This window comes from Mitsuaria sp. BK037 (assembly GCF_014193045.1).
Taxonomy (GTDB): Bacteria; Pseudomonadota; Gammaproteobacteria; order Burkholderiales; family Burkholderiaceae_C; genus Roseateles.
On sequence record NZ_JACHYS010000003.1, the window covers coordinates 63,873 to 78,921 of the forward strand.

Annotated in this window: 7 protein-coding genes; 3 read left to right on the forward strand and 4 right to left on the reverse strand. The window is 71.8% G+C overall.

Going from position 1 to position 15,049, the window contains the following annotated elements; translation table 11 throughout:
- Nucleotides 1-197 precede the first annotated feature (197 nt).
- From FHT37_RS17080 to FHT37_RS17090, 3 genes are all read left to right on the forward strand, one after another.
- Entirely contained in the window at nt 198-3,758 is a 3,561-nt protein-coding gene (locus FHT37_RS17080) for an indolepyruvate ferredoxin oxidoreductase family protein (RefSeq protein WP_183483147.1), read from the forward strand.
- Nucleotides 3,759-3,973: 215 nt separating this feature from the next.
- Nucleotides 3,974-4,891 carry a DUF2167 domain-containing protein gene (locus FHT37_RS17085; protein ID WP_183483149.1) on the forward strand — a complete coding sequence of 306 codons (918 nt, stop codon included), beginning with the start codon at nt 3,974-3,976 and terminating at the stop codon, nt 4,889-4,891.
- Between the two features lie 4 nt (nt 4,892-4,895).
- Nucleotides 4,896-5,630 (forward strand): site-2 protease family protein, encoded by a 735-nt coding sequence (locus tag FHT37_RS17090; protein ID WP_183483151.1) that lies wholly within the window; start codon nt 4,896-4,898, stop codon nt 5,628-5,630.
- 69 nt (nt 5,631-5,699) lie between these two features.
- Here FHT37_RS17090 and FHT37_RS17095 read toward each other — a convergent pair whose 3' ends face one another.
- From FHT37_RS17095 to FHT37_RS17110, 4 genes are read right to left on the reverse strand one after another with little or no spacing between them, the layout of a single operon-like run.
- Nucleotides 5,700-7,274, reverse strand: coding sequence for an inorganic triphosphatase (locus FHT37_RS17095; RefSeq protein ID WP_183483153.1), 1,575 nt, complete (start codon nt 7,272-7,274; stop codon nt 5,700-5,702).
- Nucleotides 7,271-9,031 (reverse strand): alkaline phosphatase D family protein, encoded by a 1,761-nt coding sequence (locus tag FHT37_RS17100; RefSeq protein ID WP_183483155.1) that lies wholly within the window; start codon nt 9,029-9,031, stop codon nt 7,271-7,273. The genes FHT37_RS17095 and FHT37_RS17100 overlap by 4 nt, the downstream gene beginning before the upstream one ends.
- Nucleotides 9,028-13,215, reverse strand: coding sequence for an alpha/beta fold hydrolase (locus FHT37_RS17105; protein WP_183483157.1), 4,188 nt, complete (start codon nt 13,213-13,215; stop codon nt 9,028-9,030). Before FHT37_RS17105 ends, FHT37_RS17100 begins: the two co-directional genes overlap by 4 nt.
- Nucleotides 13,175-14,977, reverse strand: coding sequence for a hybrid sensor histidine kinase/response regulator (locus FHT37_RS17110; RefSeq protein ID WP_175538365.1), 1,803 nt, complete (start codon nt 14,975-14,977; stop codon nt 13,175-13,177). Before FHT37_RS17110 ends, FHT37_RS17105 begins: the two co-directional genes overlap by 41 nt.
- Between the last annotated feature and the right edge of the window lie 72 nt (nt 14,978-15,049).

Below are 15,049 nucleotides of genomic sequence, written 5' to 3' on the forward strand. Positions count from 1 at the left end.
GAACCGATTCGGGAAAGATTCTTGCTCAAACAGCCCGCGATGGAGGAGAACTAGCAAACACTCGCCGGGCATTGTTTCCTACACTGTTCGCTGCGTTTTCCGCGCGCGCCCATACTGGCGACGCGTCGGCAGCCACGGCACACGGCCCCGCCACAAGCGGGGACCGGAGGTCAGCCACCCATCAGGAGACTCCCCGCATGAACGCCCCCTTGCCCGAACACATCCTGCGCGCCCTCGAGAAGGTCACGCTGGATGACAAATACGCACTCGACGAGGGCCGCGCCTTCATGAGCGGCGTCCAGGCGCTGGTCCGCCTGCCGATGCTGCAACGCACCCGCGACGCCATCGCCGGCCTGAACACCGCTGGCTTCATCTCCGGCTACCGCGGCTCCCCGCTGGGCGGCTACGACCAGGCCCTGATGGCCGCCAAGAAGCACCTGGCCAAGCAGAACATCGTCTTCCAGCCCGGCGTCAACGAGGAACTCGGCGCCACCGCCGTCTGGGGTACCCAGCAGATGGCCCTGTTCCCCGAGAAGGCCAAATTCGATGGCGTCTTCGGCATGTGGTACGGCAAGGGCCCGGGCGTCGACCGCTGCATCGACGTCTTCAAGCACGCCAACATGGCCGGCACCAGCAAGCATGGCGGCGTGATCGCCATCGCCGGCGACGACCACATCGCCAAGAGCTCCACCGCCGCCCACCAGAGCGACCACGTCTTCAAGGCCGTCGGCTTCCCCGTCTTCTTCCCGTCGAGCGTCCAGGACATCCTCGACATGGGCCTGCACGCCTTCGCGATGAGCCGCTTCTCGGGCCTGTGGTCCGGGCTCAAGACGATCCAGGAGATCGTCGAGTCCTCGAGCAGCGTCTCCATCGATCCCGACCGCGTCGACATCGTGCTGCCCACCGACTTCCAGATGCCCCCGGGCGGCCTGCACATCCGCTGGCCCGACCCGCCGCTGGACCAGGAAGCCCGGATGATGGACTTCAAGTGGTACGCCGCCCTCGCCTACGTCCGCGCGAACAAGCTCAACCACAACGTCATCAGCACGCCCAACGATCGCATCGGCCTGATCGCCTCCGGCAAGGCCTGGAACGACACCCGCCAGGCGCTGCACGACCTGGGCCTGGACGACGACAGCTGCCGCCGCCTGGGCATCCGGCTGCACAAGGTCAACGTCGTGTGGCCGCTGGAAGCGACCATCACCCGCGACTTCGCCACCGGACTGCAGGAGATCCTCGTCATCGAGGAGAAGCGCCAGATGATCGAGTACCAGCTCAAGGAAGAGCTGTACAACTGGCGCCCCGACGTCCGCCCGAACGTGCTGGGCAAGTTCGACGAGTCCGACGGCGACCGCAGCGGCGGCGAGTGGAGCCAGCCCAACCCCAGCAGCAACTGGCTGCTGCGCCCGCAGGCCGACCTGACGCCGGCCATCATCGCCCGCGCCATCGCCAAGCGCCTGAAGAAGCTGGGCGTGGACGCCGACACGGCCGCGCGCCTGGACTCGCGCGTCGCGCTGATCGACGCCAAGGAGCAGTCGCTCAAGTCCGAGGAGAAGACCGCCGGCGGCGCCGACCGCACGCCATGGTTCTGCTCCGGCTGCCCGCACAACACCAGCACCCGCGTGCCGGACGGCTCGCGCGCCGTCGGCGGCATCGGTTGCCATTACATGGTCACCTGGATGCCGGGCCGCAACACCGCGACCTTCACCCAGATGGGAGGCGAAGGCGTGCCCTGGGTGGGCCAGGCGCCGTTCACCGACGAGAAGCACATCTTCAGCAACCTCGGCGACGGCACCTATTTCCACAGCGGCATCCTGGCGATCCGCCAGTCCATCGCCGCCGGCGTGAACATCACCTACAAGGTGCTCTACAACGACGCCGTCGCCATGACCGGCGGCCAGCAGGTCGGTGAGCGCCCCGAGGGCCACAGCGTCACGCAGATCATGAACAGCCTGATCAGCGAAGGCGTCGCCAAGCTGGTCATCGTCACCGACGAGCCGGAGAAGTACGACGGCAAGCCGCTCGCGGCGGGCGTGACCGTGCATCACCGCGACGAGCTCGACGCCATCCAGCGCCAGTTCCGCGAGATCCCCGGCACCACGGTCATCATCTACGACCAGACCTGCGCCACCGAGAAGCGCCGCCGCCGCAAGCGCGGCAAGCTGGCCGACCCGGCCAAGCGCACCGTCATCAACGAGCTGGTCTGCGAAGGCTGCGGCGACTGCTCGGTGCAATCGAACTGCCTGTCGGTCGAGCCGCTGGAGACCGAGTTCGGCCGCAAGCGCCAGATCAACCAGAACACCTGCAACAAGGACTTCAGCTGCGTGAAGGGCTTCTGCCCGAGCTTCGTCACCATCGAGGGCGGTGAGCTCAAGAAGCCGAAGAAGGACAAGCGCGTCAGCCCCTTCGACGCCTCGCTGCCGACGATCCCGCAGCCGCTGGTGCCCAACCCGGTCGAGGCCTGGGGCATCGTCGTGGCCGGCGTCGGCGGCACGGGCGTGATCACGATCGGCCAGCTGCTGGGCATGGCCGCCCACCTGGAGGGCAAGGGCGTCGTCACGCAGGACGCCGCCGGCCTGGCGCAGAAGGGCGGCGCGACCTGGAGCCACATCCAGATCGCCAACTCGCCGGACGCGATCTACTGCACCAAGGTCGGCACCGCCGAGGCGGACCTGGTCATCGCCTGCGATTCCATCGTCGCCGCCAACAAGACGACGCTGGCCGTGATGCGCGAGGGCCGCAGCTTCGTCGCGCTGAACACGCACGGCTCGCCCACCGCCACGCTGGTCAACGACGCCAACTGGTCCTTCCCCGGCGCCGCCTGCGAGGCCGCGGTGCAGAAGGCCGTCGGCGCGCCGCACCTGGGCATGTTCGACGCGGAAGAGGTCGCGGTGAAGCTGCTGGGCGACTCGCTGTACACCAACCCGCTGATGCTGGGCTTCGCCTGGCAGAAGGGCCGCGTGCCGCTGAGCCATGCCGCGCTGATGCGCGCCATCGAGCTCAACGGCGTGCAGGTCGACAACAACAAGGCCGCCTTCGAATGGGGCCGTCGCTGCGCCCATGACCTGGCCGCGGTGCAGTCGCTGTTCGCGGCGCAGCAGGTGATCAACTTCGTCAAGCGCCAGGGCGTGGACGAGCTGATCGCCAAGCGCGTCGAGTTCCTGACCGACTACCAGAACGCGGCCTACGCCGAGCAGTACCGGACCTTCGTCGAGAAGGTCCGTCAAGCGGAGCAGCCGGTAGGCGGCACACGGCTGACCGAGGCCGTCGCCCGCTATCTCTTCAAGCTGATGGCCTACAAGGACGAGTACGAGGTCGCCCGCCTGCACACGGACACGAAGTTCCTCGACAAGATCAAGGGTCAGTTCGAAGGCGACTTCAAGGTCGTGCACCACCTCGCGCCGCCGATGCTCGCCAAGAAGAACGACAAGGGCGAGCTGCAGAAGCGCCCCTTCGGCGGCTGGGTGCGTCCGGCGATGGGCGTGCTGGCCAAGATGAAGGGCCTGCGCGGCACCGCCTTCGATCCGTTCGGCCACACCGAGGAACGCAAGATGGAGCGCCAGCTGATCGCCGACTACCGCGCGACGATCGAGGCCATCCTGGCCAAGGGCCTGAGCGCCGAGCGCCTGCCGGTGGCCGTCGACCTGGCCCGCATCCCGGAGGACATCCGCGGCTACGGCCACGTCAAGGAGCGCCACGTCAAGGCCGCCCGCCTGAAGTGGGAGCAGCTGAAGCAACAGTGGCAGAACGCGGCGTGATCCGCCGAGCCTGAGCGGCGGACCACCCGGTCCGCCCGGCCACCGACACGGCCCGCCCGAGGGACACCCCGGCGGGCCGTGTGTCTTTTGTCACCCTGGGCGCACGGCGACGCCCCCGGAAGGGGGAGGTGCGCCTTTTTCGATGACCCGCATCGATAGACTCGCACCCCTCGGCCCGCCAGAGGCCGTGCATCCGTCCGTTTCGAGGGAATCCCATGCTTGCCACCACCCCTGCCCGCGCCTTGCGGGCCTTCGCCGCCGCCCTGCTGGGCGCGCTGTCCCTGGTCACCGCGCCGGTCTGGGCGCAGGCCGGCGAGAACGAATTCGCCAAGGTCATCGCCGCCGCGCAGAACGACATCGTCAAGGGCCCGCAGGACATCAAGCTGTCCACCCAGGCCGTGCTGCACCTGCCCGAGGGCAAGGTCTACGTGCCGCAACCGCATGCGGCCAAGCTGATGCACGCGATGGGCAACCCGGGCGATTACAGCGACCTGGAGGGCGTGGTGTTCCCGCGCGGCGACGGCGAGTGGTTCGCGACGCTGCGCTTCGAGAAGTCGGGCTACATCAAGGACGACGACGCCAAGCACTGGGACGCCGCCGACATGCTCAAGAGCTTCAAGGAAGGCACCGAGGCCAGCAACGGCGAGCGCAAGAAGATGGGCGGCCGCGCGCTGGAGATCACCGGCTGGGCGCAGGAGCCGACCTACGCGGCCGACACCCACCGGCTGGTGTGGGCGATGAAGTCGCGCGAGGTGGGCGCGCCGGCCGACGAGCCGCTGGGCGTCAACTACAACACCTATGCGCTGGGCCGCGAGGGCTACATGTCGCTCAACCTGGTCACCGGCCTGAACGACCTGCCCAAGTACCAGGGCGATGCGCAGCAGCTGCTGGGCGCGCTGGAGTTCAACGACGGCAAGCGCTACGCCGATTTCAACGCCAGCACCGACCACGTGGCCGAGTACGGCCTGGCCGCGCTGGTGCTGGGCGTCGGCGCGAAGAAGCTGGGCCTGCTAGCGGTGATCGGCGCCTTCTTCCTGAAGTTCGCCAAGGTCATCCTGCTGGCGGGCGTGGCCTTCGGCGGCGCGATCCTGAAGCTGTTCGGCCGCAAGAAGTCCGAAGCCGCGGAGTCCTGAGGCGATGACCAAGCTGCTGTTGCTGCTGCTGTCAGGCGCCAAGCTGAGCAAGCTGCTGCTCAGCGGCGGCACGATGCTGCTGTCGGTGCTGCTCTACGCCTGGGTCTACGGCTGGCGCTACGCGGTGGGTTTCGTCGCGCTGATGTTCGTGCACGAGATGGGCCACTTCATCGCCGCGCGCCAGAAGGGCCTGGACGTCGGCCTGCCGACCTTCATCCCCTTCGTCGGCGCCTGGGTCGAGCTCAAGCACATGCCCCACGACGCGCAGACCGAGGCCTACATCGGCCTGGGTGGGCCGCTGCTGGGCACTGTCGGCGCCACCGTCTGCTACCTGCTGGCGCGGAGCTGGAACCTGGACTGGCTGCTGGCGGTCTCGTATGCCGGCTTCTTCCTGAACCTGTTCAACCTGATCCCGCTGTCGCCCTTCGACGGCGGCCGGATCACCGCGGTGCTGTCGCCGCGGATCTGGTTCGCCGGCGTGCCGGTGCTGGTCGGGCTATTCCTGTATCGGCCCAGCCCGATGCTGCTGCTGATCGCGCTGATGGCGGGCCCGCAGCTGGTCAAGGCCTGGAAGTACCGCAGCGACAGCGATGAGGCGCTCACCTACTACGCGGTCCCGACCCGCGTGAAGTGGGAGTACGCCGCCTACTACATCGGCCTGGCGGCCTTCCTCGCGGTGATGACGCACGACGTCCACGAGATGCTGGGCGCCGCGCGGCACCTGGGTGGAAGCGCCTGACGACGCGGCCGCTCGGACGGCTCGGTCCGGCGCGCTGGGTCCGCCCGGTGCGCCCGGGCGCCTCTCCCTCTAGTTCTTCCCCTTGGAGGGCTTGGCCGGCGTCGCGGGCTTGACGGCCCGCACCGCCTTGCGCGCCTTCTCCAGCGCCTGCCGCTGGCGGGGCCGCAGCCAGCCCAGCGAGAACCCCGCTTGCGCCGCGGCGGGCACGTCGCCGCTGGCCATCGCCATCGCCAGCTGCTGGCGGGCCTGCGCGAGGCCGACCTCGAGGTCGTTCAGCGCGCCCAGCCGCTGAGCGGCCTCATGGACCCGCGCGAGCAGCTTGCCGCGCGCCTCGATTTCCTTCTTCGACAACCGCCGGCCCGCCGCGCCACCAGGCACGGCAGCGCTCAGTTCCAGCGCCAGCCGCAGGCGACGCAGGCGGCGACGCAGGTGATGCCGGCCCTCGGCATCGAGGCGGTCGAAGCGCCGGATCTGCTTGTCCACCGCCGCGCGCCATTGGGCGATGCGCTCATGGACGCCGTCCAGGCCCGGTGCCTCGCCGCTCGCCACCTCCGGCACCGGACGCGCCAGCCAGCCGATGACCGCGAGCATCCAGCCCTGGACCTCGCGCGTCAGCAGCAGGCCGGCCACGTCGGCCGGTGGCGCCTCGGGCGTCGCCGTTGCCGCGGACGGGCGCTCGGCGCGCCAGGCGGCCAGCAGTTCCTGGCGCCACGGCGCCTCGGCCTGCGCATCGGCGTCGCGCGCCGCGGTGAGCCGGCGCGACAGCTGCCCGGCGCCTTCGGCGAGCGCCAGCATCGCCGGTTCGTCCTCGCCGGCGAGCAGCCGCAGGCCGACCCTCAGCCGGCGCAAGCCCACGCGCATCTGATGCAGGTGTTCCGGCAGATGGCGACCGCTCGCGATCTGCGAGGCATTGCCGACGACCGGCTCGAGGCAGGCGCTCAGCAAGGCGCCCAGCGCCGCCTCGCGGGACTGGCCCTCGGTCCAGCGCAGGGGCTTGGACGCGGCCACCGGCGCGACCTCGGCCTGGCGCGCGAGCAGGTCGCCGCGCAGCGCCTTGGTGCGCAGTTCCAGCGACAGCCCGAAGCGCTCGATCGCCCACACCCGCGCGACCTCCAGCACCGCGCGCGGCTGGCCGCTCTTGAGCTCGATCTCCAGCTCGGCCACCGGCGTCCGCCGGAGCGCATCGCCCTCGCCGGCGAGCAGCGCGCCCTGGTCGAGCGCGAGTTCGACCACGCCGTGCCGCGTGCGCAGCGTCCGGCTGAGGCGGGTGATGTCGGTGCGGAACAGCGCCTGCAGCGCGTCGGCTGGCAGCGTGTCAACCAGCGCCTGCAGCGCCTGTCCGGCGGGATGGTCTGCATGTCGCGCGACATCAAGCGCCGGCGTCGCGTCGCCGAGCGCGACGTTGTGTTCGAGGCGGGTCATGCCGTCCGGCGCGGCGCCCTTGAGCGTCTGCACCCAGGCCTCGCCTTCGCGTCGCAGGCGCAAGGCGAAGCCGGCCCGTGCGAGGTCGCGGGCCGGCGTGTCGAAGTAGATGGCCTGCAGCCGTTCTTCCGTGGCCGGCGACTGGGCGCTGCCCGCGACCCAGCGGCGGACCGCGGCCGATTGCGATGCGGGGATCTGGAAGCGCAGCTCGATTTCGGTCATCCGGCAGTGTCGCACGCAGGCCATGACAGCCGCCCGTCGGGTGCCGCTCGCGCGGGGCCGGCCCGATCGAACCAGAGATCGACGCCGCGCTGGCTCACGCGCAGCACCGCGAAGCCGTCGCCGGGATGGTCGTGCCAGGCGCCGACCACGCAGCGCAGGCGCCGCCCGCCGGGCTCGACGAACTCGAACGCGTCCGGCGCGGCCAGCTCCTCCGCCGCGGTGACCGCGAACGGCCAGGGCGCGTAGAGCGCGGAGCTGTGGACCGAATGGAGCCGCACCGGCGCGCGGTCCTCGCCGTCCACCGCCTCGATCCGCGCGCTCAGCCAGCCGGAGCGGTGCTCGTCGCCGGAGAGGAACACCAGGCCGGTCGCGCGCTGCCGCCAGATCGCGCCCAGCAATTCATGCAGGCTGTGCGGATAACCGTCCCAGGCGTCGGAGCGCAGGCAGCTCGCCGGGTGCTCGGCCGTCGCGCGGCGACGCGGCAGCGGCAGCGAGCCCGACAGCAGGAAACGCGGCCGCCCCTGCGTCCGGCCGAGCCAGTCCTCGAAGGCATCGCGCTGCGCGATCGACCACAGGCGCGCGGTCGACCAGTTGGCGACCCGACGCGCCTCGCGTTCGCCACGCGCGTCGGCGATGAAGAAGGCGGCGCCACGCCAGTCGAATTCGTGCCACATCAGGCCCGGTCCACCGACGCGGGCGCCGGCTTCCCAGCGGTGATCCCAGGCCGCCTGCCGCGCGACATCGAACCACGGCCCCTTGCCCCCATGGCTCGCGCCCGGCGTCGGCTCCCAGTTGTCGACGATCTCGTGATCGTCGGGCGCGTGCACCAGGCGCGCGACGGTCGGTGGCAGCAACCGTATCGGCCCCGCCTTGAACTCCCCATAGGCGCGCCCGTAACGCTCGACGCCGCTGCGCGAGTCCGCCAGCCCGCCGCTCGCATCCGCGTAAATCTGGTCGCCGGCGAACAGCACCAGCGAGCAGGCCTGCCCCCGCGCCGTCGACCGCGTGAAGCGATGCAGCCGCGCCAGCGACGCGAGCGCCGGCCCCGCCTCGTCGGCGTCGAGCTCCCAGCCCGGGCTCACGTCGAGCAGCCCCGGCGGGTACTGGCAGGCCGCGAGCACGAAGCAGAGGTCAACGTCGCCGGAGACGCTCGCGTCCGGGGCATCCGGCGCGTCCGGCGACGGCACGAAGCCATGGGCCCAGCAATGCGGCGGCAGGACCAGGAGCTGTTCCAGCGCGCCCTCGACCTGCGCCTGCAGCTCGTCCTTGCCCAGTTCGTGCATGACGCCGCGATGCGCGCCCTCCATCGCCAGTGCGCGCGGCTCCAGGTACAGCGCCAGGAAGAGCAGGCCGCTCAGATCGACGTTGTTGTCGTTGTCGTTGTCGACGTCGTTGTCGATGTCGGAATCAAGGTCGAGCACCGGCGCACCGCCGGTCGGGCCTTGGCTTGGCGAGGCCGGAAAGTGCTCGACATCGACCGCACCGCGCCACGGCTCGCCGGGCCGCCCGATGCCCGGCGGCACGAAGGCCTCCAGCCGCCAGGGCAGCGGCAGGCGCTCATAGTCCCAGCCGCCGCGCCAGCGCATCGGCACCCAGAGCAGCCAGTGCGGCCAGCCGCGCTCCGGCCGCAACGCGGTCAGCAGGGGCACCCGGCCGTTCACCGGCGCCGCGCGCTCGACGCGATGGCCGGGTGCCTCGGCGCCGATCAGCAGGCCGCTGATGGCGGTCCGGGCGGTGCGGTGTCTCGCGCCGCTCATGGCGGGGACTCCTCGGCGAGGAAGGCCAGCACATGCGGGAACACCAGCGTCGCCACATGGCGCCCGATCAGGCAGTCCTGATGGCCATGGCCGGCGATCACGCGATAGCGGTAGCGGCCCGGCGCGGCCTGGTCGTAATGGTCCTTGAGCAGCTCGGCGCTGTCGGCGCTGCACAGCCCGTTGTCCTCGCCATGCAGCGACAGCACCGGGAAGGCCTCCAGCAGCGCCAGGCTCTTGGCCAGGCTGTCGAGGTAGAGGCTCGCGCCCTGCCAGTCGGTGATCTCGTGGCAGCGCGCGAAGTGGATCGCCTGCGCGACGGTGTCCATGTTCAGCGGTCCAAAGTGGTCGTCGATGAAGTCCAGCACCGGCTGGTCGACATTGGCGACCGCGAAGTCCCGCCCGTAGAGCAGGTCCATGCGGTGCCGCGTCGCCGTCCACGGCGTGCGGCGCATGCGCCAGGGCGGCCACGGCGGCGGGTTCTCGAGGTCGAACTCCCGATCCGGATACGGCAGGCTGGCCAGCAGGCGGTCGAGCAGCTGGTCGACCAGCGTCGGCGGGCCCTCGGGCCGGAAGGTGTAGCCGCCCATCGGCAGGTAGGGCCGCAGGTACTGCATCAGCACGCCGCGCAGGCTGTTGGTCGGCGACATCACCATCAGCGGCGTCACCTGCGAGATCACCAGCTTCGCGATCCGGTCCTTCAGCAGCGCGCGCAGCGGATGGTGGCGCTCCCAGGGCTGCTCGCGCGGCTCCAGCAGCGCCATGTGCAGCATCACCGAGCCCATGCAGTGCGCGAAGACGTTCAGGCGCCGATGCCCGGTCTCTCGCAGCACCCGGTCCACGGCCAGCGGGATGTCGTTGAACGCGGACTCCTCGAAGGTCCAGGGCAGCGTCGCCGTGGGCAGGCCGGCGCTGGTGCGCATGTCCAGCACCCACACGTCGTGCCCCGCGTCCCACAGCAGCTTGGCCGGCCCGGGCCTCACCGAGTGGTGGGCGAAGGTCGTGCCGCTGGCGCTGTAGCCATGGATCATCAGCATCGGCACGCCGCCCGGGCGCGCGTAGCGCGTCAGGCGGATGAGCACCGGGCGGTCGTCGTCGGCGCGCGGCGGGCGGTCCAGGTCCTGGCGCTGCGCGCCCGCGTCGCCCCAGCGGCCCGCGGCCATCTCGATCACCACCGGCTCCGGCAGCCCCGGCACCGCGCCAGGCAGGCGCGAGACGCGCCGCGGCGGCGCTTCGTCGGGTTTGCGGAAGGTCCAGGCATGCAGCCCGATCGTCATCCGCGCGATGTAGGCCATCAGCGCGCCGACATCGCGCACCGCCGACGGGACGTCCCGAGCCTGACGCACGCGCAGCAGCGGCAGGCGCTCGCGGGCGAGGTGATGCAGGTCGACCGTCAGCGTGATCGCGCGCGCGCCCGGCGGCGGCGCCAGGCCCGCAACCGGCGTCAGGACCATGCGGCTCAGCTGCGTCCACGGATTGCCGCGCCGGGTGTAGCTGATGCGCTTGCAGCCGTGCAGGTCCTGGCCGCGCAGCGCGGCCGCCCAGGCCGGCAGCTCGGCCGCGGGATCGACGCGCACCCGATAGCGCATCAGGCGCGCCTCGCCCGCATGACCGGCGAGATGCCAGGCGTTGACCGCCCGCGCGCGCAGCCCCGCCCGGGCCGCGCCCGGGGCCTTCGGCGCGGCGCGTCGTCCGGCCCAGTCGACCAGGCCCTGCCAGCTGTCGCGGATGCCGCGGTTGATCGCCCAGGCCCAGAGCCCGCGTGCATGTCGGCGCAGCGGGCCCGAGGCCTCGCGCTGGAACAGCGTCAACTCGCCGTCGGCCAGCGGCACGCTGAACAGCGCGTGATCGTCGCCGTGCTCCTCGTGCGGCCAGAGCCGGCCGTCACCGGCCTTCGGGCCGACGATCTCGAAGCCGCCCGAGCGCTTCTCGCTCGCCTCGAAGACGCGCAGCCGGCTGCCCGGCGCGACCACCAGCCGGCGCTCCGGCCCCGGCCGCAGCAGCGCGGCCAGCACGGCCGGCCGATAAACGACGCACAGCTCCAGGTACTTCACCGGCGAGCCGGGCGCGCCGGGCCAGCGGACGAAACCGCCGAGGCGCTCGCGCACCTCGATGACGGTGTCGCGCGGCGCGGCGCCATCGGCGGCGACGCGGTCGGCGGTGCGATCGGACGCGCGATCGGCAGTGGATCGCTCGCCGGCGAGTCGGTCGGTGGTGGCGGGACCGCGAGCGGCTCGATCGTGGGCGGTTCCATCAGGCGCGGAGGGCGTCGCGGGGGCGCGCTCATGGGACAGGTCCCGGAACACCGGCCGCTCGCGCTCGCGTCGCTGAGCGACCGGCGACGATCCGCCCAGCCCCCAGGCCGCCACCAGGTGGTCGAGCGCGCGCTGCGCGAGCGCGCTGATCGTCAGCGCCGGATTGATCGCCAGCGAGCCCGGCACGATCGCGCCGTCGAGCACGACGAGCCCGTCATGCACCGCCTCGCCATCGCCGGCGAAGACCTGGCCGATCGCGTTGACGACACCATCGGTGCCGCGGTCGCCCATCGCGCAGCCGCCCAGCGGATGGACGCTGACCATGGGGCCTCGCGCATCGTTCGCGAGGAAGGCCATCTCCGGCGGCAGCAACTGCCACAGCGGATTGCGCAGCAGGCGCGCGCCCTGCGCGGCGAGGCGGCGCTGCAGGGCCTCGTGGCGGCGGACGACCGCGGGTTCGTCGCGCAGGCTCGGCCAGTCGACCTGCAGCCCGCCCGGTTCCGCGAAGCCCTCGGGCCGCACCAGCCGCCCGGTGCCGCTGTCGCGGCCGACGACCGCGAGCGGCAGCTGCCGCGCCGTCGTGGACGGCCGCACGGCGAAGGGGTCGTCGAAATCGGCGCGTTCCTCATGCGGGCCGGCGTTCGGCCGCGCCAGCGCATCCAGCGTCGCGGCCAGCGCGAACCCTTCCTCGAAGATCGGCCGGAGCGCGCCCGGGATCGCGAGGTCCTCGACGACATGGTCCGGCCCCGCGTCCAGCACGCCGGTGATGGTCGGGCCCACCTGCCGCGATGCGGGCGGCTGGTCCTCGTCGGCGACGGCGTGGACCGCGCGCGGCCAGTCGTGGCCGACCGCGATCGCGTCGCCGTTGGCGGAAAACGCCTGGCCCAGCATCCGCGACAGCGGCAGGCCGCGGTCGCGCGCGCTCATCAGGATCTCGGTCGAGCCCAGCGACCCGGCCGCCAGCACGACCCGGCGCGCGATCACCTCGAACGGCGCGCCCTGCCGGTCGCGCAGCAGTTCGTCGGTGTGCTGCACGGCCACGCGCCAGCCGGCGCCGGGCACCGCCTCGAGCCCTTCGACGCTGGCGCCGCAGACCAGCTCCGCGCCCTGCCGCCAGGCCTGCAGCAGCAGCCCGGTGTCCAGCGACAGCTTGGCCTCGTGGTTGCAGCCGGTCGCGCAATCGCCGCAGGCGAGGCAGGGCCGGTGCGCCCAGTCCGCCGCGCCGCGCGGCGCCGCGTCCATGGCGACCTGCAAGCGCGCCGCCCGGGTGCGCGCCGGATCCAGCGCCCGCAGCGCGTCCAGCCGGCGGCGCGCGGCCTCGGGCCGCTGGACGCGCAGCCGCTCGATCGTGTTGTCTCCCTGGGCGTCGCGCACGCCCAGCAGCCGCTCGGCGCGCTCGAACCACGGCGTCATGTCCTCGTCGAGGAAGGCCTGCGGCCAGCCGGGCTCGCGGAACACCGCCGGATCGGGCCGCTCCATCACGCCCGCGTTGATCAGCGAGCCGCCGCCCAGGCCATTGGCCAGCGCGACGCAGACATCCGGTCCCAGCCGCACATCGAAGAGCCCCTCGCGACGGCCCATCGGCGCGGAGGCGCCGGCCCGCGCGAGCCGCACATGCCCGGGCAGGTCGGCGAAGCGGCTGGGGAAGGCGCCGGGCAGGTACTCCCGGCCGCGCTCCAGCACCACGACCTCGAGACGCCGGCCGTCCGCGTCGCGGCGACCCGCGAGCGCCTGCGCGGCGGCCGCGCCCCCATAGCCGCTGCCGACGATGAGCACGTCCACGGCGGCCGGGCCGGGCGCGGGCGCGCCCAGCCGCTCGACCATCCAGTCCTCCAGCGGGCGCGACAGCCAGCGCGTGCCCAGCGGCCGTTCCCGGCCGGCGGCGGCACCGTCAGACGGGGCTGGCGGCGCCTCCTCGAACGGACGAGACATCGACACCCTCCCTGCGGTACTCGGCCAGCGCGGCCTGCATCGCGTTGATCAGCAGCTCTTCGGTGACCGGCTTGTGCAGCAGCGTCAAGCCGGCCTCGTGGGCCTCGCGCAGCCGCTCCGGCGCGGTGTCGCCGCTGACGATCAGCGCCGGCAGGCCGGGGAAGGCGCTGCGCAGCGAGCGCACGGCGCTGATGCCGTCCTCGCCGCCACGCAGCCGGAAGTCGGTCAGCAGCAGGTCGGGCTGCTGGCCCATGCTCTTGAGCAGGCCTTCCCGCGTGCTGCCCGCCAGCAGCACCTGGCAGCCATGCGCGCTCAGCAGCGCATGCATGGCCACGCGCACCGGCTCCTCGTCGTCGATCACCAGCACCCGCATCGGGGGCAGCGCCGGGCCCTGTCTGGGCGCCGCGCCGGGTCGCACCAGCGCGATGTCGGCGGCCGTCACGTTCAGCATGAAGCTGGAGCCATGCCCCGGCGCCGATCGCAGGCCCAGGTGCAGGTCCAGCAGGTCGACGAGGCGCGTGACGATGGACAGCCCCAGGCCCAGGCCCTTGGCGCGGTCGCGCTCCGGATTCCCGACCTGGTAGAACTCCTCGAAGATGCGCTGCTGCTCGTGCTCGGGGATGCCCATGCCGGTGTCGCGCACCGACAGGCGCCAGACTTCCTCGTCCTGGCCGCGGTTGACCTCGATGGCCACCTCGCCGCGCATCGTGTACTTGATGGCGTTGTCGATCAGGTTGCGCACCACGCGCTCGAGCAGCACCGGGTCGCTCTCGACGCAGGCCTCGGGCGGGCAGTCCAGGCGCAGCAGCAGCTGCTTGCGCAGCGCCGCGGGCTGGAACTCCCGCTGCAAGCGGCCCAGCCAGGGCTGCAGCGCGAAGACCTGGTTGTTCACCGGCACGACGTTGGCGTCCAGCTTGGAGATGTCCAGCAGCGCGTCCATCTGCGAGGAGAGCGACTGCAGCGCCAGGTTCATCTGCGTCACGATGACGCGGCCTTCGTCATCCATCGGCCGCTTGTCCAGCGCCGCGCCGAACAGCGACAGCGTGTGCATCGGCTGGCGCAGGTCGTGGCTGGCCGAGGCGAGGAAACGCGTCTTGGCCGCCATCGCGGACTCCGCCTGCGACAGCGCCTGGCGCAATTGCTGGTTGCTCTTGTTCTGCTGCAGCCGGATCAGCACCGACTCGGCGAACACGCGGTAGGTGTCGCGCGCCAGGCCGGTCAGGATGACGCCGAAGAAGACGATCAGCGCCGACAGCACCCAGTCGAGCCAGCGGTGCTGCTCGCCGGGCTGGTGGAAGAGGCCCCACGCGAGCGCATTGGCCAGCGTCACCGGCCACAGGAAGACCTGGAACACGACGCGATGGCCGGCGGTCGTCGCGACCGCGCCGGCGCACAGGCCCAGCAGCACGATGGTCTGCACCATCCGTTGGAAATCGCTCAGGTGCGGCGCGGCGACCAGCGACACGCTGAAGACCAGGCCGTTGGCCAGGCTCAGCCAGATCGCCCAGTCCAGGCGCTGCTCGAGGGGGCGCTCATGCATCTCGGGCAGCCGGCCCAGCACGACCCAGCGCGCCGCCAGCACCACGAAGACCACGCCCAGCCAACCGTAGGCCAGCCACGGCGACATCACCTGCGCCGCCATCATCGCCATCATCAGCGCGGCGATGCTCACCGGATACGGGACGCGGCGGCCCTGCTTGCCGATCAGGCGCAGCAGTTCGAGCTCGACGCTCGCCTGCTCGGCGCTGCGCTCACCCGCCATGACCGGAGGGGGCAGCGCCTGGCCGCTGCCGCGAGTGGAGATGCATGGGTTGTGTAAGGCTTGTACTGGGCC